This is a genomic window from Providencia sp. CIM-Carb-044 (genome assembly GCF_033901115.1).
Classification (GTDB): Bacteria; Pseudomonadota; Gammaproteobacteria; order Enterobacterales; family Enterobacteriaceae; genus Providencia; species Providencia hangzhouensis.
In genome coordinates, this window is sequence record NZ_JAXADV010000001.1 from 583,190 (window position 1) to 609,538 (window position 26,349).

The window sequence follows — 26,349 nt, forward strand, 5'->3', positions numbered from 1 at the left end:
TACATATCACCGCCACGGTTATCTCTTCGCGATTGATTAAAATAACAAAATTAAAATGAGGAAACTGCAATGGAACAGAAGCAGTATTGGCTTGGTCTACCTAAGCATTTGTTCTGGGGTTTTATTGCCATCGCTATCTTTATGAGTGGTGATGGCTTTGAAATGGCTTTTTTATCAAAACATATTACTGATTTAGGGTTTACACCGGCGCAATCCGCGATGGTATTTACTGTCTATGGTTTAATGGCAGCCGTTGCGGCGTGGGCATCTGGTGTTGTGGCTGAAATTATCACCCCCCTAAAAGCCATGATGATCGGGTTTATTCTCTGGATTGTCATGCATGCCTTATTTATGGCATTTGGTCTCGGTATGAAAAGCTATACCTTGATGCTGTTATTCTATGGTATTCGTGGGCTGGCTTATCCATTGTTTATTTATTCATTTATGATGATGCTGGTGCAAGTCATCCCTCGAGCGCATCTTGCTGCGGCTACGGGTTGGTTCTGGGCGATGTACTCGGTAGGCATTGGTGTTATCGGCAGTTATCTGCCTAGTTTTTCAATCCCAATGATGGGTGAAACAGGAACATTATGGATGGCCATCGGTTGGGTCGCTATTGGTGGCGCAATTGCTTATTTTAGCCTACGTAACATTCCAGTTGATCGCTCCAAAGTTAATTTACCCATGAAAGATAAAATGGCTGAATTGTCGCGGGCTGCCACCATTTTATTTACCAACAAAGACATCTTTATGGCAAGTTTAATCCGCATTATCAACACTATTTCGTTGTTTGGTTTTGCAATCATCATGCCATTACTCTTTGTTGACCGCTTAGGGTTCACCATCTCTGAATGGTTACAGATTTGGGCGGTTTTCTTCTTTGTCACTATTTTTACGAATATTTTTTGGGGAATTGTTGGTGAACATATTGGTTGGATCCGCCAAGTTAGGTGGTTTGGGTGCCTAGGTATGGCAATATCCAGCTTAATGTTTTATTACTTACCGGTTTATTTTGGTCATAATTTTGTCATCGCATTAATACCCGCCATTTTATTAGGTATTTTTGTGGCTGCATTTGTTCCAATGACGGCGGTATTCCCAAGTATTGAGCCACACCATAAAGGTGCTGCGGTCTCAATTTATAACCTTTCAGCGGGGCTGAGTAATTTTGCTGCACCGGCAATAGCTAGTTTAGTATTGCCTTTCTTTGATATTGTGGGTGTTGTTTGGGCATATACAGGTTTGTATATCTTTGCAGGAATACTGACATTCTTTATTAAAGTTCCACAACCCGGCTTTGAAAATAATCGCAAAATAAAACCAGCTAAGGTAGCGGCTGAACAACAAACTAGTCATTAAATTACTTTATCTATTACTCATTAAACCCTGTAGGTAGTGAATTATCTATGGGGTTTTTCTTTGTTTAAATAAACTTTATTGCCAAAACAAACTAAATTGGAGATGAAGGGATATCATCCTTTTCAACAGCAATATAAAGAGAAACGGTTTAAAAATAAAATAAAGTAGAATATTTCCTATAAATAGAAATATTGGTCATATTTATAAGGTGATTTTTCATCTTATTACGATATTTATTGAAAATACAGCCATGGACAATAGAATATAATTTCATAGATTAAAAAATAAACTATAGTTGATTTGTTTATAAATAATAACTTAAATGACATAAAATATTGGCTTATAAACCTGCATTTAGAGAATGTTAATGTGCTTTCCCCCTTTCAATGTTATATCTGACTATTTAGTTCACTGCATACCTTTATTCCAAGCTGTTTAAATCCTGTTTGACTCTCTATACATCTGAATTTTCGGTGTTATGATGAATTTTGTTGCAATTTCGTGTATTTGTAGCGAAATACTCTCTATATTGGTGTTTTGTTGCACCAAATAAAATTTATAATCTAATCTTAATTGAAATTAATAGTTTTCAATACCAAAAAATAATCTAATAAAAAAAGATAAGTGCGGGGAAAAAGTTATGTCACAGATGTTAGCTCTGTTTCTGATAGTGGGGATATTATATATTGGGGATGCTATAGCCGTTAGAACTAAGGCTTGGATCCCCTCCGTATTTGTATGCGCAGTGCTCTTTCTTTTAGGTTATTGGACTATTTTCCCGAAAGATATTGTGAGTATTGCCGGTATTCCTCAAGTCGTTGCGGTTACCTTGATGTATTTGTTAATTACAAATATGGGAACCTTATTATCGTTAAAAGAATTGTTGCGCCAATGGAAAACTATTCTTATCTCCTTAGCTGGGATTTTAGGCATTATTTTCTTGACCTTTATTGTCGGTATTGCCTTATTTGATTTAAATACTGTATTAGTTGCAGTTCCTCCGTTAGTTGGTGGAATCGTTTCTTCGCTAATTATGTCAAAAGGTGCTGCTGAGGCAGGTTTAGTTGACCTTTCGGTTTTCGCTATTTTAATTTACGTTATGCAGGGGTTTGCAGGTTATCCACTCACTGCCGTGATGTTAAAAAAAGAAGGGCGTCGAGTTCTAGAAAAATATCGCAATGGCCAATGGCAAGAAACATTATCTGTTGATGGCGCAAAAGATGTTGAAGTTAAAGCAGTGGTATCTGAAGATGAAATGCCACGTATGTTCAAGAAAATCCCTAACCACTATAACACCAGCTATTTTAAATTCTTACGCTTAGCTGCGGTAGGGTATTTGGCTTATTTAGCCTCATCTTTTGCAGCCCCTTATGTGAGTATTAGCCCATTTGTGTTGTGTTTATTATTTGGTGTTATTGCCTCTTCGTTAGGTTTCTTAGAAAGACAACCATTACAAAAAGCCAATGGTTTTGGGTTCGCCATTATGGCCTTAATGTTATTTATCTTCGATACATTAAACCATGCGACTCCTGATATGTTATTGCGTCTAGTTTATCCGATGGTGGTGTTAATTAGTGCAGCGGTTATTGGAATGTACCTTGCATCATGGGTGGTTGGTAAAATATTAGGCGTTACCAAAGAAATGGCATTTGCTGTTGCTCTAACGGCTTTATATGGTTTCCCTGCTGACTACATCATTACTAACGAAGCGATCAACGCATTAACGAAAGATGAAAAAGAACGCCAAGTATTAACTAGCCATATGTTAGGGCCGATGCTAGTTGGTGGCTTTATTTCTGTGACCATGGTTTCTGTTGTATTAGCAGGTATTATGGTGGCTTATATTGTTCCAATTGCAGGGTAAAAAATAATGGAAACAAGTACTTCAAGAATTCAGCGTCATTTAGAACAGTTAGCAGAATACACTGCAACACCGGGGCAGGGCACTACTCGGATGAGCTATAGCGAACAAGATAAACAAGCGCGTGATTACCTAAAACAAGAAATGCGCGCTTTAGGATTACAAGTTCGAGAAGATGCTATTGGTAATATTTATGGGCGCTTAGAAGGCCAGCAACCTGATTTGCCTGTGGTGATTGTGGGTTCTCATTTTGACTCTGTTCCTCATGGCGGGGCATTTGATGGCCCGGCAGGGATTGTTACAGGTTTGGATGTCGTAGCGCGCATTCGCGAACAAAACTTAACTCCGAAATATCCCTTAGAAGTCATTGCCTTGGTTGAAGAGGAAGGGACCAGTTTTGGCCGGGGCTTGATGGCTTCAAGTGTGATAACGGGTTTGATTGGTACAAAAGAATTATACCAACTCAAAGATAGGCAGGGTGTAAGTGCGGCGCAGCGTATGGCAGAGGCAGGGTTCAATGCTGATCATGCATCACAAGCTGTGCTCGACCCTAAAAAGGTCAAAGCATTTTTAGAATTACACATCGAACAAGGCCCGGTGTTAGAACAGGCAAATGAAGATATAGGGATCGTAGAAACTATCGTAGGTATCAGTCAGTTAGAGATTAAACTGACAGGTAAAGCAGGCCATGCAGGTACTACGCCGATGAATATGCGAGCCGATGCATTAGTGTGTGCAAGCCAAATTATTAGTCATATTCCTGAACTAGCAAAGGCGGCAGGGGATAATACGGTTGCGACCGTAGGCCGATTATCAGTATTACCTAATGGGGCGAATGTCATCCCAAGCGAAGTCACTTTTAGCGTCGATATTCGCTCTAAAAATGACGTTGCGTTACGTAAAGTGATTGAACAAATAATCGAATTAACAGAACAGGTTAGCAATTCGTTAGCGATTTCAAGCGATATTGTTCAGCCGTTATATGTTCAGCCAACGGAGCTCAATAGTGATATTTATCAACTAATGCAACAACATGCCAGCGACCAAAACTTACGTTTTCGTTCAATGGTCAGTGGCGCGGGGCATGACTCTATGATTTTTGCAGGTATGACTCAAACGGGACTGATATTTGTGCCAAGTCGTAATGGGTTAAGCCATCACCCAGATGAATGGACGGATTATGCACAAATCGCGCGAGGAGCAGATGTGATGTTTGCTACCGTTAAGTCATTAATAGAATGTTAATTAATAAGTGAGCCAGATTCAGTATCTGGTTGAGCAATAGGGTAAAAGGTAGAAAAATGATTAATAAAACAATTACAGCCGCAATCAAAAAATATACACCTGAAATGATTGCTTTTCGTCGTGATCTACACGCTCACCCTGAACTACCGTTTGAAGAAGTACGCACCACGCAACGTATTGCTGAAGAATTAGACAAAATCGGAATCGAGTATCGGCTAACCGAGCCTACCGGTGTTATTGCGGAAATTAACGGCGGTAAGCCAGGTAAAACAGTTGCTCTGCGTGCAGATATAGACGCATTACCCGTTTTGGAATTGAATGATTCATTAGAATATAAATCGACCATTGAAGGTAAAATGCACGCTTGTGGTCATGATGCGCATACGGCAATGCTATTAACGGCAGCCAAAGCATTGTATGAGGTGCGAGAAGAATTAGCCGGCAATGTGCGTTTAATTTTCCAACCTGCAGAAGAGATTGCTCAAGGCGCATTAGCCATGATCAAACAAGGCGCAATCGAAAATGTGGATAACGTTTTTGGTATGCATATTTGGACAACCACACCATCAGGAAAAGTATCTTGTAATGTGGGTGGGTCTTTTGCTTCTGCTGATTTACTGAAAGTCACTTTTAAAGGCCGTGGTGGTCATGGTTCTATGCCAGAAGCAACTATTGATGCAGCAGTTGTTGCTTCAGCATTTGTCATGAATTTACAAGCGATTGTGTCCCGAGAAACCTCATCTTTAGACTCAGCCGTGGTCACGATAGGTAAAATGGATGTCGGGACACGCTTCAATGTTATTGCAGAAAATGCAGTATTGGATGGTACGGTACGTTGTTTTGATATCGAAACTCGTAACCGCATCGAAGCTGCGATCCGCCGTTATGCCGAGCACACTGCGGCTATTTATGGGGCGACTGCACAGGTTGATTATATCTATGGGACATTACCGGTTATCAATGAGGAGCGCAGTGCGCTACTGGCTCAATCAGTCATTTCACAAGCTTTTGGTGAGCAAGCTCTGATTAACGAAAGACCAACACCGGGTGGTGAAGATTTCAGCTTCTACATTGAAAACATCCCGGGGTGCTTTGCTCTGTTAGGCACAGGAAATGCCGAAAAGGACACTCAATGGGCACATCATCATGGTTGTTTTAATATTGATGAAGACACGATGGCGACAGGTGCTGAACTTCATGCCCAGTATGCGTGGAGTTATTTACAGCAACAGGAGTTTTAATTGAGTATGTTAATGCTATTAGGGCTAGTTATTTTACCAATACCGGGGTTACCACTAACCCTACTGCCTATTTATTTTGGTTATTAAGATAAGTTAAGAGTGCGAGTAGCGGCCACATATTTGGCTGCTATTCGTTGTGATGAATAAAAATAGCTTCTCTTAAGCGCTGTTGTTGTTCAAAACGTTGTTCTTGGTTGATTTGTGGGTCATGGGATAGCTGCATCAGCATTTCATTCATCTTATGAACTGAATTTTCATCAATCAATTGGTTTACTTTTTCAACAATTTCATCATAGTAGGGCATAATACAGGCTCCAATTAATATTCATTAAAACTATAATAACGCAAAATCTATTGGGCTAGATAGGTGATTAATTTTGTTTATCGATCACCATAACTGCCATTGTATTCGGTTCTAAGGCTCGCATTATATGTGGCTCATCTCCGGGGTAGTGAATATAGTCCCCAACTTGTAGCTCAACAGGGTTATCCAATGGGCCGACTAACGCTCTGCCAGACATAATAATGATGTGCTCGCTGACGCCATGCATATGAGGTTCTGAAATACGATCACGACCGGGCTGGGCAACCACAGTATAAATATCACGTCGCGAATCTGCGGGGGCTGATGAGAGTAAAAAGGCCAAATAATTCGCGTGTTCGGCACTGACCGGTATCGCCTCTCCATGACGGATCACAGTGACAGCTTCTTGCTTTTCTTCAATTAATCGTGCGAAAGGAATATCTAACGCTACACAAAGTGCCCATAAGGTTTCAATACTTGGGTTACCACTACCCGATTCCAATAGAGAAAGTGTAGATTTAGCGATACCCGCTTTTCGAGATAACTCTGATAGGGATAGCCCGCTTTTTTGTCTTTCACGAAAAAGGGCTTTTGAAATCAACTCAATGGGAGGTGAAGGTAGATTCAATTTTAATTTTCCTATTTAGATTGCACTTTATACTATCTATCGACATAATGAACAAACGTATTATATATCGAACGGTCTAGGGATGCTAACTTCAATAAGCTCAAAGCTAAATCATAGCACAGTGAAAAATATAGCTCTTGTCTGTTTTGCTGACTTAATTGTTGGCATTTCTTATGGTGCATTGGCGCTTTCACAGGGATTTGACTGGTGGATACCAGTGACTTTATCTATTTTAGTGATCGCAGGGGCGTCCGAGTTTTTGTTTATCGGCGTGATTTTTGCTGGTGGAAGTCCGCTTTCTGCTGCACTCGCGGGGCTATTAGTCAATTCACGACATATCCCCTTTAGTTTTGCAACGAGTGATTTAACGGGGAAGGGAGCAAAGTCGCTATTGGGCTATCATATTATGAATGATGAGAGTGTTGTATTTGGCTTAGCTCAAGAAACTGAATCAGAAAAACGTGCGGCTTTTTGGTTGTGTGGGATAGGTATTCTATTGTGTTGGCCAATTGGTGTTGTGATAGGTGAGGTATTGGGCAGCTTTATTAATGATACTCATATATATGGCATGGATGCGATGTTTCCTGCGATTATTTTAGCGCTTTCATTGCCCGCGTTATCGGATAAACGCCTGCGGTTAACCGCCGTTATCGGTGCAGTTATCGCTGTTGCAACGACACCGATACTACCAGCGGGGATCCCTGTATTACTGGCATTATTGAGCTTGGTTGTTTATATAAGGAAATAATAGTGACAAATAACCCGTGGTTAATTATTAGCGGAATACTGTTGTTGGCGGTTGGTACTTATTTAATGCGAGCATCAGGGGCTTTGCTACGCGGTCGAGTAGTCCTTTCGGAGAATAGCAAAGTATTATTTTCAGCAGCAGCCATTGTTATTTTATTTTCAGTTGCGGCAACGTCTACGTTATTTTCAGGTGATGAAGTTTCGGATTGGCCTAAAATTGTAGGGGTATTAGTGGCAGGTGTACTGACTTGGTTTAAAAAACCATTTATTATCATTGTGTTGTCAGCAGCGGTTGTTACTGCGTTACTTAGGTTCATTTGATTAGTGGCTAATTTACTTAGTGCTTAAATTGAATAGCAATTAATTTAAATTGTGTTACTTGCAATAGCGTGTATTTATGTAAGTTATATAAGCCAACAGATAAAAAAGTGGCCCCGATTCGCAGAAGGCTGGGGCCACAGAAACTTACTCAGTTAGATCTTTTATTGTTTCAGAAGAGCCATTTTTTTGGACAGAGGCAATCCCTTTAAGCGCAGATTGCTTAGATGCATACATTTCACTTTTTGCAATCACTTCGTGATTTGCTGCTTTTAAAACGAAATAGTAAGGCTGAGCAACGTCTTTAGTGGATTTTTTTAATTCAAAATACCCCATGATAAGCTCCTGATTTTCTATTTAAGGGATGTCAAACAAAGTGTTAATAAATTACAGTTATTAACAATCTGCTTGAATTAAGAGTAGTCGCTATTAGGTATTATTACTAGAGAGGAAGGTCCAATTCAGAGAAACTTTTTTAAAAAAAAGCCTCTGGTATACAGAGGCAATCGTAGGATATATATACTCGTCATACTTCAAGTTACAGCGTTGTTGACTGAATTCATTCGTCGCCTAACTGCACCATGAATTATTTAGAGTGTAGAACTCTTTATTGTCTGGATAAGATATCGGCTTTTATTGATAGGTGCTATCTGGTTGTACTTATCAATATAAAAGGTTTTGCCGATAACTTAATTAATTTTCATTGATACCAATTATTACTGTGTAGCTGGGACACGAATTGGCTCTGGTGTTGGCATAGCATTCATTGGTTTATATTCAGGGACTTCCATCACTGTAACTTTGACTACATAGCGTTTGCCATCTTCAATTTTGGGCGCATTATTGGCCAGCTTTTTTGCAGTTTCATTTGGTGTCATCGTTTGTTCCGCAACGCTATATACCATATTGTGATGATTACCCATGTGCTGACGAGGCATTTTGTGGTTAACGCCATTTGCTGCTGCGGTAAAGCCGACGGTTAATAATGCTAAAGCTAATAAACCGGTATTTAATTTTTTCATTTCAGTATCCTCTGTATTGGTGATGGGTAAATCATTCATCAATTCATATTGTCTCGCAATCGCTTTTACCTCCCCTGACGGAAGCTCCATAATTACTGCACTTTTTATTCAAGCTTGAACCATAATTTATATAAAACAGTGGCTTATTAGACGGTAATTTACATTTTTAGACTACTTGTGCTAATACAAATTTCAGTGCTGGAGACATCAGAGGGGATAGTCTAGGATGGTAAGTTAGGTTCAACAAAATTCTAACAAAGTGAGTGTGTATGTCAGATAAAAAAATTCCCCTTTCTTTACTCGACCTTGCGCCAATCATTCAGGGTTCGACGGCGAAAGAGGCCTTTGCTCATTCCCTTGATATTGCTCAATTAGCAGAAAAACTCGGTTACCACCGCTATTGGCTTGCGGAACACCATAATATGACTGGGATTGCTAGCGCGGCGACTTCGGTGTTAATAGGCTATCTTGCCGCAAATACTCACAATTTACGTTTAGGTTCTGGTGGCGTCATGTTGCCGAATCATTCCCCTTTGGTGATAGCAGAGCAATTTGGCACACTAAACACACTTTACCCTGAACGCATTGATTTAGGCATAGGGCGTGCTCCTGGAAGTGATCAGCGAACGATGCAAGCTTTACGCCGCCATATGAATACGGATATCGATAATTTCCCGCAAGATGTTGCGCAAATCATTAATTGGTTTGATGCTATAAACCCAGATCCAGCAGTGCGTCCAGTGCCAGGCTTTGGTGAAAAAATTCCGGTTTGGTTGTTAGGATCGAGTTTATACAGTGCAAGGTTAGCCGCGCAAATGGGGCTTCCTTTTGCTTTTGCTTCTCATTTTGCCCCTGATTTATTATTACAGGCATTGGAAGTTTATCGTGCTAATTTCCAGCCATCTCAGAGACTCTCTAAGCCGTATGCGATGGTTTGTATCAATATCATTGCCGCGGATACTCAACGTGAAGCAGAGTTTTTATTTACGTCGATGCAGCAAGCCTTTGTTATGTTACGTCGTGGTCAACCTTCTCAATTGCCTGCACCTGTTGAGAGTATGGAAAGTATTTGGTCACCCGCTGAAAAATTTGGTGTTCAACAAGCATTAGGCATGTCATTGGTAGGGGATAAAACCAAGGTACGTCATGGGTTGGATACGATATTACGGCAAACTCAAGCGGATGAAATTATGGTAAATGGCCAAATTTTTGATCATCAAGCTCGTTTATACTCTTTTGAGTTGGCGATGCAGGTAATGAACGAAATTATGTAATTTAAATAGCTGGATGATTAACACGTGTGCAAGGACGCATTTTTCAGATTTGGCTCAAAAAAGAGATAACCCAGAAAAATCTGGGTCATTGACGGCTAGCACGCTATTTGTGGCTGATGAGGCTCTAAAGGGGGTAAACCATGAGCAGCACGTGCTCTATCGCACGCCTCATTATAAATACCATCTTGCCAAGATTGTTCAAACTCGCGGCAAGGTGTTGGCCTTTGTGTGTATATCGAACAAGACACACACTCTCCAATGGTGCCCTCTAAAGCGCTACAACGCGTATTATGTTTTTGGTTTGTTCCCTGCATACAACTCATAAATGGGGTTATTTGCTCAGTTAAATGTTGTGGTACAACACCACCCCCACTTTCAGCCTCAGCCCAATAAAAAGAGACACGAAAATAGGCACAACATGCACCGCAGCTTACACAAGGGTTATCTGAAGGATCAGTTTTTAGGATATGGACATTATTAGTCATATTAAAAAACCATAAATGATGTTGATAAAATACCCATAGAAAATGGATTGACGCAACACAAGCAGGAAGCTCAAGAAAACGTTGCTCAGGCTTTATTATCTTACGTTATTCCAGTTTATTGCAATATTATTCAGCACAAAAAACTGATTTTTTTGATATTCTCCAAGGTAAATAAATTTCACATACTTATCATAATCATAAAAAAACCTGCCAGAAGGCAGGTTTCGTTTGAATCATAATGATAAGTTAAACGTGTTTTAAATCTGCGTCATCATTTTGATTGAATATCGCTTTATCTGTTTCACCCATCAACTGGCTAGTCACTGTGCCTGCTGTCATTGAACCACTGACATTCAATGCAGTACGACCCATATCAATTAATGGCTCAACTGAAATTAACAGAGCAACTAATGTAACTGGTAAGCCCATCGCTGGTAGTACAATTAATGCGGCGAAAGTTGCACCGCCACCAACACCCGCGACACCTGCGGAACTGATAGTCACGATACCGACTAATGTCGCAATCCACAGCGGGTCGAATGGATTAATACCCATTGTCGGTGCGACCATCACGGCTAACATTGCAGGGTAAATACCCGCACAACCATTTTGCCCAATTGTTGCTCCGAACGATGCAGAGAAGCTAGCAATCGATTCAGGAATACCGAAACGACGTGTTTGTGTTTCAATATTTAGTGGAATACTTGCAGCACTTGAACGGCTAGTGAATGCAAATGTCAGAACCGGGCCCGCTTTCTTAAAGAATTTAATAGGGTTTAAGCCAGTCGTCGCCACTAAAATACCATGTACAACAAACATAATGCCTAACGCAACATAGGACGCAATAACAAAAGTGCCTAGGTTGATGATGTCATGCAAGTTTGAACTTGCTACGACTTTAATCATCAGCGCCATCACACCATATGGCGTTAAACGCATGACCAAGCGAACTAATTTCATTGCCCAAGCTTGCATAACATCAATCGCTGCTAAGGCTTTTTCACCACGCTCTTTATCATCTTTAAACAGTTGCAGTGCGGCAACACCTAAGAAAGCAGCAAAAATAACGACACTAATAATTGACGTTGGGTTTGCACCAGTTAAATCTGCAAATGGATTTTTTGGAATAAACGATAAGATTAGCTGAGGCACGGTTAAGTCAGAAACTTTCCCAATATAGTTGCTTTCTATTGCTGATAAACGTGCTGTTTCGGATTGACCTTGAACTAAACCTTCGGCAGTCAGGCCGAATAAATTGGCAATTAAAATACCCACTAACGCCGCAATAGCTGTGGTAAATAACAAAGTGCCAATTGTTAAAAAGCTAATTTTACCTAGCGAAGAAGCTTTATGTAGCCTTGCCACTGCACTTAGTATTGAAGCAAATACTAATGGCATAATCACCATTTGTAATAGCTGCACATAACCATTTCCGACAATATTAAACCACAGAATGGAGTCTTTTACCGTTTGGTGGCCACTACCATACACGAGGTGCAGTATTACCCCGTAGGCAACACCGAAAACCAGACCGACTAACACTTTTTTAGATAGGCTCCAGCCTTTAGCCCCTAGTTTTGCCAACAGTATTAGTAGTGCTACAAAGCCGAGCACATTAATAATTAGAGGAATATTCATTCCGAACTCCAAATCATATTTTTATAAGGTATGTTACTTGCCCTTTAGTCCTTATTGGTTATAAGGATTTAGTTGCTTCAAACAACTGGTTATATGTTATCAGTTGATAAAACACATTTCTTATATCAAAAAGTAATAATATAGTATTATTCATACTTACATTATATTACAAAACTATAATTTATGTGGGAATGTGTGTATCTATTTGATTATGAATATATTTTATAATCATATCAATGTGGTTATAAAAATCGAATTGGTAATCTGCAGGTAAAAAACAGGCACAAACAGTCAAAATAATGGCAATAAAGCGTTCCCCTCGTTGGCTATTTTTACCGCGGATCATGGGAAAACAAAAGCGTTGAGGGAGTGGCCATAGGAATGGTACTCCTGAAGGGGTGAGCATGTCTGCGACTAGATGACTGATATAACCTAATAAAAAAGCTTGGATAATATCATTTGGAATTGCCCATTCGGTTGGTATCCATTGATAACAAGAAATCATCAAAAGTAACCATGCAACTAAGCTATGAGTAAACCCCCGGTGCCCACACAATTTGGAAATGGGTAATGAAAAAATCCGTAGTAGTCGACCAGGAATTGAAGAGGGGTGGTCAATATCGGGCAATAATGCGCCTAATAAGGCCCCTGGAACCATGTGCAGCCAATCACCATGAGCAATCTCTGGGGTGATTTGAAGTTTATGAGCCATTATTAAAGAGGCGACGGAAAAAAGCAGATGCCCTTCAGCTGTCATGGTGGATAAAATACCATCTGTTTATCTATACAGTTGATTGGCAGTATAAAGTGTTTGAAAAGAATATGATAGTGGTAGAAAGATAAAAAAACTCTTATTTATTAGCAAATAAGGGAAGTATTTTATAATTTAACACAATACCCCTACCTAAATTAGATAGGGGAGAACACTTATTAGATACTCAAGGTATTCTTAACGTAAATGTTCAGCCTTTAAGTCATTCAGTGAGGCTAATTTGATATCCGCCAAACCAAAGCGCGGGTCATTAAAATGCTTGCTATCAGGTACCACAATTGAACGCATTCTGGCGGCTTTTGCAGAAATCATACCGTTAAATGAATCTTCTAATGAAACGCAATTGACGGGTTTAGTCGATAACTCAGCTGCTGCTTTAAGATAAACTTCAGGATGAGGTTTACTCAAAGGTAAATCAGATGCGGAAATAACCGCGGAGAAATAATCACGAATATCCAGAAGGTTTAATACTTTTTCTAACATGTACAAAGGAGAGGCGGAAGCCAGCGCAATTTTTAAATCCATTGAACGGCAAAGTTCCATAGCATGTTGCACACCCGGTAGAATAGGGCGAGTTTCTTCAACTAAGCCAACAACACGGTCAATGATGCGTTGTGTGGCTTCTTCTTGGCTGCATCCTTGCCAAGGGGAAGCGTGGTACCAAAGCTCCACCACATGGTCAATACGTAAACCTAAGGTATCAGGCAGGGTATCCGCAATTGAAACGTCAACACCCAATTGTGAAAAAATCTCAAGTTCAGCCTGTGCCCAAAAAGGTTCCGAGTCGATCAGTAAACCATCCATATCAAAAATGACCGATTGGATGGGAAGATTATGGTACATGTCAAAACTCCATTCATGTCGTATTTATTAACGAAGAAGTCATGATATCAGTAAACTGACTTTAAGCGTATTACTTGAAATCAGTATTAGTCTAATATTGAGGAATATTCGGACAGTATGAAGTAAAAGTATAATGGTAATGAATAGCCTCACTATTTTGATTAGTCTGAAAGTCTATATATTATTATTAATCGTGAATTGAAATTTGGAGGCAATGAATATTTTCAGCTATGATTAGCGTTGAATAATCATTGTAAAAATTTATCAAAAATCATAACGCTGAGGAAAAGCAGTAATGAATTACCATAATGCCAATTATGTCGCAATCGGCAAACGTATTCTGGGTTGGGTTGTTTTTCTGTTAGCATTAATTTCGACATTGGCGTCTTTAATTAAACTGGCAGGCATGAAGGGGCTCGCAGGAGAAGGGATTAATGCAGTCGCTAATGATTTTATTAAATTAATGGCGGAAATGACCCGTCAAAGTACACCATTCCTAAATTTCTTTTGGAATAACTCACCAGTACCTCAAGTCGCTAATGGGTTTTCCGGCAGTAATATCAGCTTTATCATCATCTTTATTTTTATTTTTGTTGGGCTCGCGTTAAGTGCATCAGGTTTGCGCATGTACCGGCAAATTAAGTTTATTCGTGAAAGTCTAGAAGATCACGTAATCATAGAAAAAGCAAAAGGGATAGACATCTCAAAAGAAGAGCTTGAAGCTAAGGTGACTATTCCACGTCATACGATATTCACTCAATTTTTTCTTCTTTATTTTTGGCCAATTGTATTGGGGCTAGCGTTGTATTTTCTTCTATGTTTCCTTAATTGGTAATTTTCGAATTTTCGTCATACTTCGCGTTATGAGGGTGTTGGCTGCGTTTAGCTACTCGGGTCACATACTTGTGTATGCTCCCCGAGATATCTGCACTTGCCGCCTACTCATAATGCGAATTATATAGAAAATTAATTATTCGTCGTACTCCATGCTATGAGAGTGTTGGCTTCTTTCGGCTATTTGGGTCACATACTTGTGTATTCTCCCCAAACTATCCTCAATTGCCGCCTTGCTACAGCTCGAATTATTTAGAAAATTAATTATTCGTCGTACTCCATACTATGAGGGTGTTGGCTGCGTTTAGCTACTCGGGTCACATACTTGTGTATGCTCCCCAAACTATCCTCAATCGCCGCCTTGCCACAGTTCGAATTATTTAGAAAATTAATTATTTGTCGTGCTAAATGCTAAAAAACAGGAGCTTATTTTTCGTTGAGTAGATTATCAATAATCGTGCGTGCTTGCTGGTAGCTTTGTTCGTTACCAAAGATATGGGCTTGATTAAGTAAATAGTAAAGTTGGTATATTGGTTGTCTATCTAAAAAGCCATTGGGGAGCGGCCAAACACTTTGGTAGCCATCAATAATTTGGATCGGAAGATCTTGATATAATGGCAACATTGCTATATCACACTCCCTATCTCCCCAATAACATGCGGGGTCATATAATACACCTTCAAGATTTTGAGTGATAGCACAGTTAGCTGGCCATAAGTCACCATGTAATAAAGAGGGTTGTGGCTGATGCCCAGCAAGTTTCTCCTTAACAATATCGACAATTTGCTGAATATCAGCAAATACCATTCCTTTTTCGGAAGCGAGTTGTAATTGCAAGCCAATACGCTTTTCTGCAAAAAATGAATTCCAACGCTTTTCCCAGCCATTAGGTTGCACAATTGTGCTTAGCATAGTATCAAAATCAAACCCGTAGCTAGGCTGCTCTTCCCATTGATGTAAACGCGCTAATTGTTGGCCAAAATGCCATGCATTGGTGTTGTCGAAAGGCTTAAGAGGGAAGTATTCGAGCAGAAGGAAACTGTGGTGCTTATTACTACCAACACCGTAAACCTTAGGAACGGTTATCGTTTGGCTTTTAGCGAGCATTTCAAGTTGCTCAGCCTCCTGTTTAAATAAAGGCAAAAACTCACGCCGATTTTGTTTAATGAACACGGTGTGTTCGCCATAGTCAATTCTTAACGTATGGTGAATATCACCACCAGACAGAATGACTTTGTTACGTAGCTCCGCCTCACCTAAGTGTTCACTTAATAAACGACACATTGCTTGCCACATGACTCACCTCGCTCTGCTTTGGTCTTCATTAATACAATACTATAGCGACAGTTTAGGAATTAACAGTGATAATTGTTTAAAAAGAAGAAGCTATCACGAAATTATTGAACAATTATCAGGCAATAAACACAAACCTGTTCTGCTTTAAATTTAGCCTATTTCTATCTAAATGAGAATGTTCAGATAATACGGTATGAGTTCAAGATCTTGACGCCATTTGCTAGTGATTTCAGGTAAACTGCAAAGAATACTTTCATACTCAAGGGGTGCTATGAACATGGATTTTCAAAAACCGCGCTGGTTAAGAGACTTACTGCGATTTATTCCACTGAAAAGTCAGTTTGTTCTATTTGGCAATGTTCGAGACCTACAAGCCAGCGAAATTGCGCCTAGGGTAGTGACACCACTGCCGTTTAACCAAGCACTCTTTAATAACTTGTTTCAGGCAGGGTATGCCTATGTTATTACCTATACACCACTGATTGGTTTTCAATGCGTGGCGAGCCCCACAGAAAACTCGCAAGCGAGTGCCACATTGATGCAAAACTTAGGTTTGCATATGGCTGATGATAAAGCCGCTGGTGGTATTGATATGTTGAATCATTTGCTGGAAAAATTTATTAACTATAAGCAGCAGCCAATTGCATTATGTATTGATTTCGCCTCTTGCTTGATTTCCCATCGCGATAACCTGACTCCCGCTGAGCACAGCTTATTTACTCGGGCTCTGGTGGTTTCTCACCAAGCAAAAACGCGACCAGCAGGGGAAAATAACCAGCCGTTCTACAATTCTATTTTTTGGATTGTGGAGAAAGAAACCGATTTACCTGATTGGTTTTTAGTTAATAACCCACGAGTGAGAGCCATTCCTGTTGCGAAGCCTGACAGCCAAGTTCGTCGGGTTCTTACGCCAATGTTGTTAGCTTCATTATCTGATGTTAATAGCATAGAACAAGCGGATAAAGACAGCTTATTTAATGACTTTATTGATGAAACAGAAGGACTCTTGTTACTGGACTTAACGGCGATAGTGCAGCTCGCACGGATTGAAAATGTCCCTGTGACACGTATTAGTGATGCGGTACGACGTTATAAAGTAGGCATAACGGAAGACCCTTGGAAAAAAATTGATAAGCAGAAAATACATAACGCCCCAGAGATTATTTCTCGCCGAGTTAAAGGACAACAACATGCCGTCACTCATTTATTGGACATTATTAAACGTGCAATGACCGGAGTGGGGGGGCATAAAGGTGGGCGACCTCGAGGCGTTTTGTTTCTAGCGGGGCCAACGGGTGTCGGGAAAACGGAACTGGCGAAAACGGTCACTCAATTGCTATTTGGTGATGAAAGTGCGTATATCCGCTTTGATATGTCTGAATTTAGTGCAGAACATGCAGACCAACGTTTAATTGGCGCTCCTCCTGGCTATGTCGGTTATGATTCTGGTGGTGAATTGACGAATGCCATTCGTGAAAAGCCGTTTAGTGTGGTGTTGTTTGATGAGATAGAAAAAGCACACCCTCATTTAATGGATAAATTTCTACAAATTATTGATGATGGTGTATTGACCTCAGGACGTGGTGATCGCGTTTATTTTTCAGAGTCGTTGATTATTTTTACGTCAAATCTTGGCATTTATCGTTTGGATGCAAATGGTGAGCGGGTAGCGAATGTCCAGCCGAGTGAGCCTTTCGAAACGGTGACGCGTAATGTGAAAAGTGAAATCGAACGTCACTTTAAATTAGTGTTAAATAGACCAGAGCTGCTCAACCGAATTGGGGAAAACATTATTGTTTTTGATTTTATTCGCCCTGATGTGGCACAACAAATATTCGAACAAATGGTGGGAAATATTCTTTCTGGTTTGGAAAAGCAATCACTGACTATTTCAATTTCACCACAAGCCAAAGAAACGTTAAAACAACATTGCTTAGCTGATTTATCTAATGGCGGTCGAGGTATACGTAACCAATTAGAAAGCTATTTAATTAACCCATTATCTCGCGCTGTTTTCGACCAAGATTTACAGCCTAATTCGGCTTATCAAATTGTCGAAATTGCCACAGGTGAAACAACGCAAATCACGTTAGCAGCGATGAGTAATTGACGTGGTGAATATTAATATTTCACGAATTCATTTTCCAATTACGGCTCTAGGCCCTGGAAAACGTATTGGTATCTGGTTTCAGGGATGCTCATTACGTTGTAAAGGCTGTCTTTCTCCTGATACATGGCAAGTGAAAGACAATAGCATCACGGTGAAACAATTACTGGACCAGATAACGGAGTGGTTACCATTCGCAGATGGCATCACGATTTCAGGGGGAGAACCGTTTGAACAGCCTGAAGCCTTATCCGAATTAGTGAAAGGGATTAAACAGCTAACCGATGCGGATATTTTGGTCTATAGCGGTTATCAATGGGAACACATTGAAGAGCGTGTTTTACAAATGGCTCCCAATATTGATGCCTTAATTAGTGAGCCATTTATTGTGGATCTTCCGCAAACCCAGATGCTCAAAGGCAGTGATAATCAGCAATTGCATATGTTAACGCCATTAGGAGAAGTGCGATTTATGGCATATCAGCGCTCGATAACACCAGAAGATAAAGTACTGGATTTAGCGTTTGATGAAACAGGGCGGCTATTTTTGGCGGGGGTTCCTGAACGTAACGATATGTTGCGTTTGCGGACCTTGATTGAACAGCAAGATCAATCCTTGCGACAACTAAAAAAATAATTAATTGGATGAATGGATGACCATGATACGTTTTTGCCCACATTGCCAAACAGAGCGGCCGTTAACTGAAATTTTTTGTGCTGGGCAAATTAAAACACCACAAGGAGATAATCAGTTTTGTGGTTGGGATTTAACCCTTGAAGCTATTCATGAAACGGGTTGGCGCCCCATTGATGAGCACAATACCTCGATTGAGAGCCCAAAACTCAGTATTGATGAGAATAATCAAAATAACCAAATTATTGAACAAAGAGTTTGTGTGAATGGGCATTCCATGGATGAGGGGGATTTTATCTGCCTTGAGTGTGGGGCGGATGCAGCTCTTGAAACAAGCAATATTGAGGAGCAATCTCAACGACTGATTGGCAATTGGCGGCTTGAACGACGTATTAACCAAAACGATAGCCCACGTGAACGTTACTTAGTCACACATATTGAAAACGACAAAAATGGTGTGCTTACCTTATATCAAAAAGGTGAAGAACCTGACCCTACGATTTATCAAGTACTTCAATTGATCCCAACAGACCATGTGCCTGAGTTTTATGAAACGGGACGCTGGGAAAACCGTGCTTGGCATGTGACTGAATTACTAGAAGGTGGCTCACTGAGCCAATTTATTCAGCAAGGGGAATTTTGGCAGTTACATGAAATTCCCAAATTGGTTGAAGAAATGGGGCAAGCGATAGCGGCATTTACTGAGCATGGCTTACGTCATCGTAATCTATGTCCCGCTAATTTATTGATCCGCAGCCGTGAGCCTTTAGATATTGTGGTAATTGAATATGGCTCTGCGAGTTTGTCTGAATTTGACCTTGATATTGTAACACCCTTAGATATTTCCCGTTATAGCGCACCAGAAACCTTAGCAGGCGGTGTGAGCGCCGCATCAGACTGGTGGAGTCTTGGGGTTATTTTATTAGAACAACTGACCCAAGGGCAGTGTTTTGCTCAAGTTCATGATAATGCGTTCTTAATCCAAGTCATGACTAATGGTGTTGATTTTCCTGATGATTTAGACCCCAACTTACAACTATTATTGCGCGGGTTATTGTGCCGGGATCGTTTTTTACGTTGGCAATGGCCGCAGGTGTCAGCATGGCTAGAGGGGAAAGCGGTCCAAGCACCGAAAAGTGCGATAGCAGGCTCGCCAACTCAATACCATCAAGTCCAGTTTGCCGGTCAGCAATTTTCTCAGCCTGATACTTTTGCCATGGTTGCTGGTGAACAAGCTCATTGGGATGGTGCAGTCCAATTTTTGCTACGCGGGGAATTAACGTCGTGGTTAGCAAAGCTTGATAATAGTCAGGAACAACTCAAACAACTTCAGGCTTTTTTAGATAGCCCAAAAACGCTAGATGGAGCCTTACAAAGTGAAATTAATCAAGATATTAAACTCACTTTAGCTTTAAAAATCCTAAACCCGAATATGCCATTTATTTACCGTGGTGAAATCATCACACCAGCTTGGTTATTAGAACAGCCTATTCTTGCTTACGCACTAATTAGTGCGCCATTAACTCAACATATTCAGAATATCGACCCACAACATTGGTTAGTGCAGCTCTACCACCGCCAATGTTTAGTACGCCAACGCGCTGAACAGTTGAATATATTACTCAATGAAGAAAGCTTGAAACTGTATTTGTTAATCACGTCAATAAGCCAGCTCGCTGCGCGTTGGGAATTACTGCATAGCCAATTTCCTGACTCACATAATGAAAGCCTACAAGCCTTATTAGATAGACAAAATCTGCAAGAAATTGATTATATTTTATTGCTAAGTGCCGATATTGGGCAATTTGTTTCACTGACTGCATTAGTCGAGCAATCTTTTGAATTAGCAAAACACAATGATATCCACAATTTTGATAGCGAAATAGCCAAAAACCAACTTTTGTTACCAAGAGGGGAACTATACCAGCTCATTAACCACCGAGTCAGTGATTTCAAACGTATAGGGATCCCTGAATTAGATGGTTGGGTTGATGACTTTTTATTAATGCGTCGCTTGCCGTTAGTCAAAATTCTCGTATTGCTGGCTATTCCATTCGAACACTGGCAAGTACCCGAATCACAAAAATATGTTCTTGAAGTTCTAAGGTTTTTTACACAAAAGCTCACGTCAGTAACACAGCGTGGAAACTTAGTGCGTATGCGTTTAACGCAAAATACTGGGCGAGTCGATTTAATGGAATGCGATAGCCCCGTTCGCCCTGCAAGTGCATTACTTGAACATTTATTGAACCGCAAAAAAAGCACGGTTACCATTGATAGTGATTTGCTATTACAGCATAAAGGCGTCAATGGCCGATTACGGATCCTACAATCAGATACGCAGTTATATCAACGGGATACAGGTATTGATGGCATGTACCTTGGTTTCCCATTCTTATTATTGCACACACAGCCGAATCAAATTAAACCGCGAATAGCACCTTTATTTTTATGGCCCGTTTCATTACGGACTTCTTTAGCTCAAAACAGCCCTATACAGCTTAGTTTTGATCATGAGAGGGCGGCAATACGCTTAAATCCAGCACTGGCAAGCTTTGCGGGTATACCTCCGGTGAGTGAGTGGCAAACAATATTAGATAATTTATTATCTAAAGCAGGTTTAACCATTGAAGATATGATGGAGACACTTACGTCTTTATTACCGATACAAGGTACAGAACTCGCGCCACTTCCGTCGATCACTACTCCAATTGCAGAGAATAGTGCACAAATCTGTTGTTCAGCGGTACTCTTCCATACCTCGTTTATTGGACAGGCGATGAGTAGCGATTTACAGCAAATTGCTGGGCTACCTATTTCCCAAACAGCCTTAGCGACAATGCTAAAAGTCTCACCGCTCAATAGCACGAGTGAAACACAGCCAGATAATTTACTTAATCAGTACGCATTGTCATTGGCAGACCCATCACAAGAACAAGTTGTTCAAGCTGCACAAGCTAACACGGGGCTGCTGATTGAGGGGCCGCCAGGGACAGGGAAAAGCCAAACCATCGTGAGTTTGATTGCAGATGCGATAGGGCGTCAGCAAACCGTTTTAGTGGTGTGTCAAAAACCTGCTGCACTAGAAGTAGTCTATAAGCGTTTGATTGCTAATGGATTAGGGGATAGAGCACTATATATCAGCCAAAGCCAAAAAGGCCGTGAGATTATTTTGGCGGTGAGAGAACAAATTGAGCAACTTTGGGGACAAGAAAAAAGCCAGCCCGTTGAGCTTGATTGGCAGGGAGAGAGAATTCATCTTGTAAATCGCGTTCAGCTATTTGAACAAAAAATAGATAGGTATTTTCACTCACTCAATAATATCGACGAAAAGTTTCAAGTTTCTTATAAACAAGTATTAAGCCAATTGATTGAACTTGAAAAGCTTCCTCATTTTGATATTGATGAACAGCACATTAAGCCTTTATTAGCGCAATTTGATAGCCATACGATTGAGCAACTAACGGATGATTTGAAGTCACATGCGTATACTTGGTGGCAATTGGATTATGAAAATAATGCACTAAAAGCCTTATCGCAGTTTACGGTGAATGACCCTCAATATTTATTGTTTAATCAATCTATTATGGGATTGATCGATACTGAAAAGCAACGTGATGAAGCTTATAAAACGCCATATCAGCAAATTACGTTGACTCAATTATCGACTCATGAGCAATGGTTATCACAGCATGAAGCACAATTTAGCCAATTAACGGCTGAACAATGGCAGGATTTCTCCCGTTGGTTAACGCTATTTAGCAGTGAAACGGGAAATTTAGTTATTAACCAACTTGAGCTGTTGTATCAGCGTTTATTATCGATTAATGAAGAAAATATCGACCCGTTATTATTCCCTGTGTTTAGGGGGATTGATAATGACCATCTTTCCCAATTATCGCGAGCATTGATGGAAACAATGCAAGGGTCATGGTTACGTTTCTTGAACCCGTATTACTACCGTCGGCAAAACCAATTGCAGTCATTTATGGCGGCTAGTGGCTTAGCGCCTACGACTGAAAAACAGACGTCAGTGCTTAATACCATCGCCGTTGAACAACAATGGCGTTTACTTGAAAGGGAATTACAACCATTATATCAACAGCTTGGTCTTGAGCTTCAGCCAAACCACCTGTGGCGTAGCACATTGCAACCGTTGGTCATGCAATTAAAACGAGTGGCAGATATGGCTGAGCTTCTCGCTCAGTACCCTGAACCTTTGCATTTTATAGACGCGATTACTCAGCAACAAAAAGCCGGGTTTATCCATCAATGTCATGAAGTCAGGGCGGCAATAGCTAAGTTACGTGCAAAAACGGAAAGCTTAAACCAATTAAGTCGGCTAGATAGCGTATTTTCATCAGAAACCGTTGAACGGTTTAAGATGGCCATCGTAAACGGTGAGTCAAATACGACTGAACTGGTGCTGATAGCGCAACAGAAAGAAAATTTACAGCGTTACCAATCGTTTCGGGAAGAAACACAACATTTTACCGAGCAGCATTGGGGGATCTTAACGCTATTAAAACCGGCTATTGGACAACTTATCGCAACTGAAGGGGGCACAACGCAATGGAGAGATCAATTAATTCAAACAATTAACTATTATTTCTGTCTGTTTACTAAAGCTCAATTGCTGGCAACATTGCCTGCATTAAGTACTAATCACGGCCAGCTGATGTCAGGCCTAGCTGAACTAGAAAATGCTCAAAAACAATTACAACAATTCAATAAATTGGCATTGACGGCCAATATAGATATCAAAACGTTAGGGAACCGCCGAGAATGGGAAGAAATTACTCGTTTAGCAGGGCCAAGAGCGCGACGTTTAAGGGAATTTATACAAGAAGGTCGAGATATTGGGTTAATGCAACTACGGCCGGTTTGGTTGATGACACCCGATGTAGCGAGCCAGGTGCTCCCTCTTGAAGGTGCCATGTTTGACAGTGTGATTTATGATGAAGCTTCACAGATGCCGATTGAATTTGCCTTATCGACTTTATTTAGAGCCAAACAGGCCATTGTTAGTGGCGATGAAAAGCAAATGCCACCTTCAAAATTTTTCACAGGCAAGCAAATTGAAGACGATATTGATGAAGAAGACGATGACCAACAAGAATTGGCAGGAGAGCAATGGGATTACCGGCAAATTAGTGATTGCCCTGATTTATTACATTTAGCACGTACAGTATTGCCTATTCATACATTGGATATTCATTACCGTTCTGCTTATCGAGAGCTGATTAATTTCTCCAATTTTGCTTTCTATGAAAATAGGCTTAATATTCCAGCGCAGTTTTCTTCTAAAATGGTCAGTAAAATTAAGCCATTACAGCTTATTCAAGTTAATGGCATGTATGTTAACCAAAGCAATGAAGCTGAAGCAGTCGCTATCGTGGATCATTTAGCTTCAATGTGGCAACGGCCTTTCGAACAACGACCCTCTGTGGGGGTAGTCACGTTTAACCAAAAACAAGCAACATTAATTAATCAAATAATTCAATTACGTGCAGCACAGGATGAAGATTTTCTTCAGGCGTATACGCAGGAAAACCAACGCACTCACGATGACGAAGATATGTCATTTTTTGTGAAAAATGTGGAAAATGTGCAAGGCGATGAACGCGATGTGATTTTATTTTCTACCACATTTGGTCGCAATGCGCAGGGGACATTCAGGCGTAACTTCGGGGTATTAGGGCAAACTGGTGGTGAACGGCGTTTAAATGTCGCCATCACTCGTGCTCGTCAGCAAGTCGTAATAATGTCATCAATGCCAATAGATGAAATTTCTGATTTACTAGCCACTTACCGCAAACCGGAAATTCCAAGAGATTATTTACAAGGTTATCTGGCTTATGCGTTAAATGCGTGTAACCCATTAATGCAAAAAGAAAATAAAAAATTACTTAGTCGCATGTGTCATACACAGTCAGCGGTTGATAACGAAACGCTCCCGCAAAATGCGTTTGTCGATTCGGTAATGAGTTTTATTCGACAAAGTGGCTGGCAGGTGACCACCGCAAGCCAAAATGGGGTATTCCATTTTGATGGCATTGTTGAGGACCGAACCAGTGGCCGTTTGCTCATCGGTATTGAATGCGACATACCATCACACCCACTATTAAAAACAGCGCGTTCTAGGGAGCTATGGCGCAGTGCTGTTCTGGCACGAGTGATACCAGCGCGTTACCGGGTTTCTATTATCGAATGGTATCAAAATCGCGATTTGGCACAGCAACAACTACATGATGCCATTTCTCAGGCTTTATTAACCTCATCCCTCTCTCAAATAGAGAGTCAAAATCCGCAAGAAGGTGCGTTATGAGTTCATCGGTTCATCGTATAACTGTTAGGGAAATGAATGAAATTCAGTGTCGGCGTCAGCTTGCGGTAGTTAAACGTCGATTTAAACAGTGGAATGCATTGGCAAACCGCAGCCAATATCATCAGCCGCGTATTGCACAAATCAAACAAGCATACCAGCAGTTAATGGAAAATGAGGCACAGGTTGCCACATTGTCAGCACGCAATTTAAGTTTATTAAATAACCAATTGGTTGAGTTTACTGGGACACTGAATAACGAAGTACAGGAAGTTCGTGAGCAACAACTTGAAAAACAAGCGTTATTAGCCCGAACAAAAAAGTACAGAGAACATAATTTGGCTGAATTAATCGCACTGGTACATGAAAAACTGCCAAATGAGACCGAACTTCTTACGCAATTAATTTCGGCTAGTGAACTGGATGAAAACCAATCTAATAAATTAATTTTTAAAGTATTAGCTTTATTGAGTTCACAATCAACTTCACTAACACCATCGGCAGCGGCATTATTGAGCCAGCTAAAAGCACAATCTGAAGGCGTGAAGCAATTTTGGCAATCAGGCTTACCTCAAACGCCGTTTGCCAAGCAATGTGAGCAGATTCTATTGATGATTGAAAAGCTAAAACTGATGACTTCGCTTGATGAAGCTCAGCGTGCGGAACAACAACTGCTTGAGCTTGAAGAGTTTAAAGAAGGCACACAGCGCCATTTACGTGCCGATTCATTGATCATGACATTGGCAGAACAATTGAAGTTAAGTCAGCAACGAATTGAACTTATCGATAAAATTGAACAACTTTGTGATGAATTGGCTATTTTTGCGAGTAATGAAAATGAAGCCATGATTTCGAATGCGCTAGCGAGTATACAATCAAACTCGATAGAAGTGTTAACTGCATGGATAGATAAGCTGAATAATGCCGTAAGTACTGCAGAACAACAGGTTGTTGCCACTGCACAAAGGAAAACGGTATTAGAAGGGTTAGGAAAACTCGGTTATCAAGTTCAAGATACTGATGTTAAAGCATGGCTGGATGATGGCAAAGTAGTCGTCACACACCCTGCAACGCCGGGGTATGGACTAGAATTAGGTGGAAAACAAGCTCGTTTTCAAGCGCGTACAGTGGCTTTTTCTGCAAGGCGGGATAATTCACGAGACCAGGATGTTGATGCAATTTGGTGTAATCAACATCAACAATTACAAGATATTATTGCTCAGACAGATGCGGAGCTTGTTGTTGAGCAGGCGTTACCAGCGGGAAGAGGGGAAATGAAGGTGTATGAAACTCAATCTGAAGAGCAACGTCGTAATATTGCGGTGAACCAGTTAAAAACACGCAGCAGATAGCTAATTAATGCAGATGCTTAAGTTACTAAAAAAGATCTTGTTGCATAGCTAGGGTGTTATTGAA

General features: G+C 40.5%; 21 protein-coding genes. 12 read left to right on the forward strand and 9 right to left on the reverse strand.

Annotated features, from left to right (window positions below; genetic code table 11):
- Positions 1-69 precede the first annotated feature (69 nt).
- From SJ312_RS02650 to SJ312_RS02665, 4 genes are all read left to right on the forward strand, one after another.
- Positions 70-1,359: an MFS transporter gene (locus tag SJ312_RS02650; protein ID WP_110591590.1), complete on the forward strand. Its 1,290-nt coding sequence runs from the start codon at positions 70-72 to the stop codon at positions 1,357-1,359.
- Between the two features lie 640 nt (positions 1,360-1,999).
- A complete protein-coding gene (locus tag SJ312_RS02655) occupies positions 2,000-3,223 on the forward strand; it encodes a hypothetical protein (RefSeq protein ID WP_004263585.1) in 1,224 nt (407 codons plus the stop codon).
- Between the two features lie 6 nt (positions 3,224-3,229).
- Positions 3,230-4,465: a Zn-dependent hydrolase gene (locus tag SJ312_RS02660; RefSeq protein WP_319866880.1), complete on the forward strand. Its 1,236-nt coding sequence runs from the start codon at positions 3,230-3,232 to the stop codon at positions 4,463-4,465.
- A gap of 56 nt (positions 4,466-4,521) precedes the next feature.
- On the forward strand, positions 4,522-5,706 hold the full coding sequence (locus SJ312_RS02665) for an amidohydrolase (RefSeq protein ID WP_004263593.1): 1,185 nt from the start codon (positions 4,522-4,524) through the stop codon (positions 5,704-5,706).
- A gap of 127 nt (positions 5,707-5,833) precedes the next feature.
- Here the strand turns inward: SJ312_RS02665 and SJ312_RS02670 are convergent, their stop codons facing one another.
- Positions 5,834-6,010: a DUF2526 family protein gene (locus SJ312_RS02670; protein ID WP_110591592.1), complete on the reverse strand. Its 177-nt coding sequence runs from the start codon at positions 6,008-6,010 to the stop codon at positions 5,834-5,836.
- A 67-nt stretch (positions 6,011-6,077) separates the two neighbouring features.
- Positions 6,078-6,638, reverse strand: coding sequence for a helix-turn-helix domain-containing protein (locus SJ312_RS02675; RefSeq protein WP_153673506.1), 561 nt, complete (start codon positions 6,636-6,638; stop codon positions 6,078-6,080).
- Between the two features lie 82 nt (positions 6,639-6,720).
- On the opposite strand from SJ312_RS02675, the gene SJ312_RS02680 reads away from it, so the two are divergent.
- Complete coding sequence (locus SJ312_RS02680) at positions 6,721-7,386, forward strand: AzlC family ABC transporter permease (RefSeq protein ID WP_319866882.1); 666 nt, start codon at positions 6,721-6,723, stop codon at positions 7,384-7,386.
- A gap of 2 nt (positions 7,387-7,388) precedes the next feature.
- A complete protein-coding gene (locus SJ312_RS02685; RefSeq protein WP_172767286.1) occupies positions 7,389-7,706 on the forward strand; it encodes an AzlD domain-containing protein in 318 nt (105 codons plus the stop codon).
- Positions 7,707-7,850: 144 nt separating this feature from the next.
- Here SJ312_RS02685 and SJ312_RS02690 read toward each other — a convergent pair whose 3' ends face one another.
- Positions 7,851-8,039 carry a YegP family protein gene (locus tag SJ312_RS02690; protein WP_004263611.1) on the reverse strand — a complete coding sequence of 63 codons (189 nt, stop codon included), beginning with the start codon at positions 8,037-8,039 and terminating at the stop codon, positions 7,851-7,853.
- Positions 8,040-8,419: 380 nt separating this feature from the next.
- On the reverse strand, positions 8,420-8,815 hold the full coding sequence (locus SJ312_RS02695) for a hypothetical protein (protein ID WP_153673505.1): 396 nt from the start codon (positions 8,813-8,815) through the stop codon (positions 8,420-8,422).
- Positions 8,816-8,994: 179 nt separating this feature from the next.
- Between SJ312_RS02695 and SJ312_RS02700 the strand changes: the two genes are divergently transcribed.
- On the forward strand, positions 8,995-9,999 hold the full coding sequence (locus SJ312_RS02700) for a luciferase-like monooxygenase (protein WP_153673504.1): 1,005 nt from the start codon (positions 8,995-8,997) through the stop codon (positions 9,997-9,999).
- A gap of 95 nt (positions 10,000-10,094) precedes the next feature.
- On the opposite strand, the gene SJ312_RS02705 is transcribed toward SJ312_RS02700, so the two are convergent.
- The 4 genes from SJ312_RS02705 to hxpB form a co-directional block, all read right to left on the reverse strand.
- Positions 10,095-10,484, reverse strand: a complete 390-nt coding sequence (locus SJ312_RS02705; RefSeq protein WP_094961737.1) for a YkgJ family cysteine cluster protein — start codon at positions 10,482-10,484, stop codon at positions 10,095-10,097.
- A 246-nt stretch (positions 10,485-10,730) separates the two neighbouring features.
- Positions 10,731-12,122: an L-cystine transporter gene (locus SJ312_RS02710; RefSeq protein WP_094961738.1), complete on the reverse strand. Its 1,392-nt coding sequence runs from the start codon at positions 12,120-12,122 to the stop codon at positions 10,731-10,733.
- A 181-nt stretch (positions 12,123-12,303) separates the two neighbouring features.
- A complete protein-coding gene (locus tag SJ312_RS02715) occupies positions 12,304-12,879 on the reverse strand; it encodes a metal-dependent hydrolase (RefSeq protein WP_165880397.1) in 576 nt (191 codons plus the stop codon).
- A gap of 192 nt (positions 12,880-13,071) precedes the next feature.
- A complete protein-coding gene (gene hxpB, locus SJ312_RS02720) occupies positions 13,072-13,737 on the reverse strand; it encodes a hexitol phosphatase HxpB (RefSeq protein WP_004263628.1) in 666 nt (221 codons plus the stop codon).
- A 295-nt stretch (positions 13,738-14,032) separates the two neighbouring features.
- Here hxpB and SJ312_RS02725 point away from each other — a divergent pair, with 295 nt between their 5' ends.
- Complete coding sequence (locus tag SJ312_RS02725) at positions 14,033-14,572, forward strand: YniB family protein (protein WP_110591598.1); 540 nt, start codon at positions 14,033-14,035, stop codon at positions 14,570-14,572.
- 425 nt (positions 14,573-14,997) lie between these two features.
- Here the strand turns inward: SJ312_RS02725 and SJ312_RS02730 are convergent, their stop codons facing one another.
- On the reverse strand, positions 14,998-15,867 hold the full coding sequence (locus SJ312_RS02730) for a fructosamine kinase family protein (protein WP_004263637.1): 870 nt from the start codon (positions 15,865-15,867) through the stop codon (positions 14,998-15,000).
- 277 nt (positions 15,868-16,144) lie between these two features.
- Between SJ312_RS02730 and SJ312_RS02735 the strand changes: the two genes are divergently transcribed.
- From SJ312_RS02735 to SJ312_RS02750, 4 genes are read left to right on the forward strand one after another with little or no spacing between them, the layout of a single operon-like run.
- On the forward strand, positions 16,145-17,977 hold the full coding sequence (locus SJ312_RS02735; protein WP_036958655.1) for an AAA family ATPase: 1,833 nt from the start codon (positions 16,145-16,147) through the stop codon (positions 17,975-17,977).
- A gap of 1 nt (position 17,978) precedes the next feature.
- On the forward strand, positions 17,979-18,611 hold the full coding sequence (locus tag SJ312_RS02740) for a 4Fe-4S single cluster domain-containing protein (protein ID WP_319866888.1): 633 nt from the start codon (positions 17,979-17,981) through the stop codon (positions 18,609-18,611).
- A gap of 16 nt (positions 18,612-18,627) precedes the next feature.
- The gene (locus SJ312_RS02745) at positions 18,628-24,936 is read left to right on the forward strand and encodes a protein kinase domain-containing protein (RefSeq protein WP_319866890.1); all 6,309 of its coding nucleotides are present in this window, start codon (positions 18,628-18,630) and stop codon (positions 24,934-24,936) included.
- Positions 24,933-26,285 (forward strand): hypothetical protein, encoded by a 1,353-nt coding sequence (locus SJ312_RS02750; RefSeq protein ID WP_319866891.1) that lies wholly within the window; start codon positions 24,933-24,935, stop codon positions 26,283-26,285. Before SJ312_RS02745 ends, SJ312_RS02750 begins: the two co-directional genes overlap by 4 nt.
- Positions 26,286-26,349 lie beyond the last annotated feature (64 nt).

Coding starts and splice junctions, on each gene's coding strand:
- SJ312_RS02650 (WP_110591590.1), top strand. CDS start 70: ATGGAACAGAAGCAGTATTGGCTTGGTCTACCTAAGCATTTGTTCTGG.
- SJ312_RS02705 (WP_094961737.1), bottom strand. CDS start 10,484: ATGACTAATAATGTCCATATCCTAAAAACTGATCCTTCAGATAACCCT.
- SJ312_RS02735 (WP_036958655.1), top strand. CDS start 16,145: ATGGATTTTCAAAAACCGCGCTGGTTAAGAGACTTACTGCGATTTATT.
- SJ312_RS02655 (WP_004263585.1), top strand. CDS start 2,000: ATGTCACAGATGTTAGCTCTGTTTCTGATAGTGGGGATATTATATATT.
- SJ312_RS02725 (WP_110591598.1), top strand. CDS start 14,033: ATGAATTACCATAATGCCAATTATGTCGCAATCGGCAAACGTATTCTG.
- SJ312_RS02660 (WP_319866880.1), top strand. CDS start 3,230: ATGGAAACAAGTACTTCAAGAATTCAGCGTCATTTAGAACAGTTAGCA.
- hxpB (WP_004263628.1), bottom strand. CDS start 13,737: ATGTACCATAATCTTCCCATCCAATCGGTCATTTTTGATATGGATGGT.
- SJ312_RS02730 (WP_004263637.1), bottom strand. CDS start 15,867: ATGTGGCAAGCAATGTGTCGTTTATTAAGTGAACACTTAGGTGAGGCG.
- SJ312_RS02715 (WP_165880397.1), bottom strand. CDS start 12,879: ATGACAGCTGAAGGGCATCTGCTTTTTTCCGTCGCCTCTTTAATAATG.
- SJ312_RS02700 (WP_153673504.1), top strand. CDS start 8,995: ATGTCAGATAAAAAAATTCCCCTTTCTTTACTCGACCTTGCGCCAATC.
- SJ312_RS02680 (WP_319866882.1), top strand. CDS start 6,721: ATGCTAACTTCAATAAGCTCAAAGCTAAATCATAGCACAGTGAAAAAT.
- SJ312_RS02690 (WP_004263611.1), bottom strand. CDS start 8,039: ATGGGGTATTTTGAATTAAAAAAATCCACTAAAGACGTTGCTCAGCCT.
- SJ312_RS02695 (WP_153673505.1), bottom strand. CDS start 8,815: ATGGAGCTTCCGTCAGGGGAGGTAAAAGCGATTGCGAGACAATATGAA.
- SJ312_RS02710 (WP_094961738.1), bottom strand. CDS start 12,122: ATGAATATTCCTCTAATTATTAATGTGCTCGGCTTTGTAGCACTACTA.
- SJ312_RS02670 (WP_110591592.1), bottom strand. CDS start 6,010: ATGCCCTACTATGATGAAATTGTTGAAAAAGTAAACCAATTGATTGAT.
- SJ312_RS02745 (WP_319866890.1), top strand. CDS start 18,628: ATGACCATGATACGTTTTTGCCCACATTGCCAAACAGAGCGGCCGTTA.
- SJ312_RS02750 (WP_319866891.1), top strand. CDS start 24,933: ATGAGTTCATCGGTTCATCGTATAACTGTTAGGGAAATGAATGAAATT.
- SJ312_RS02665 (WP_004263593.1), top strand. CDS start 4,522: ATGATTAATAAAACAATTACAGCCGCAATCAAAAAATATACACCTGAA.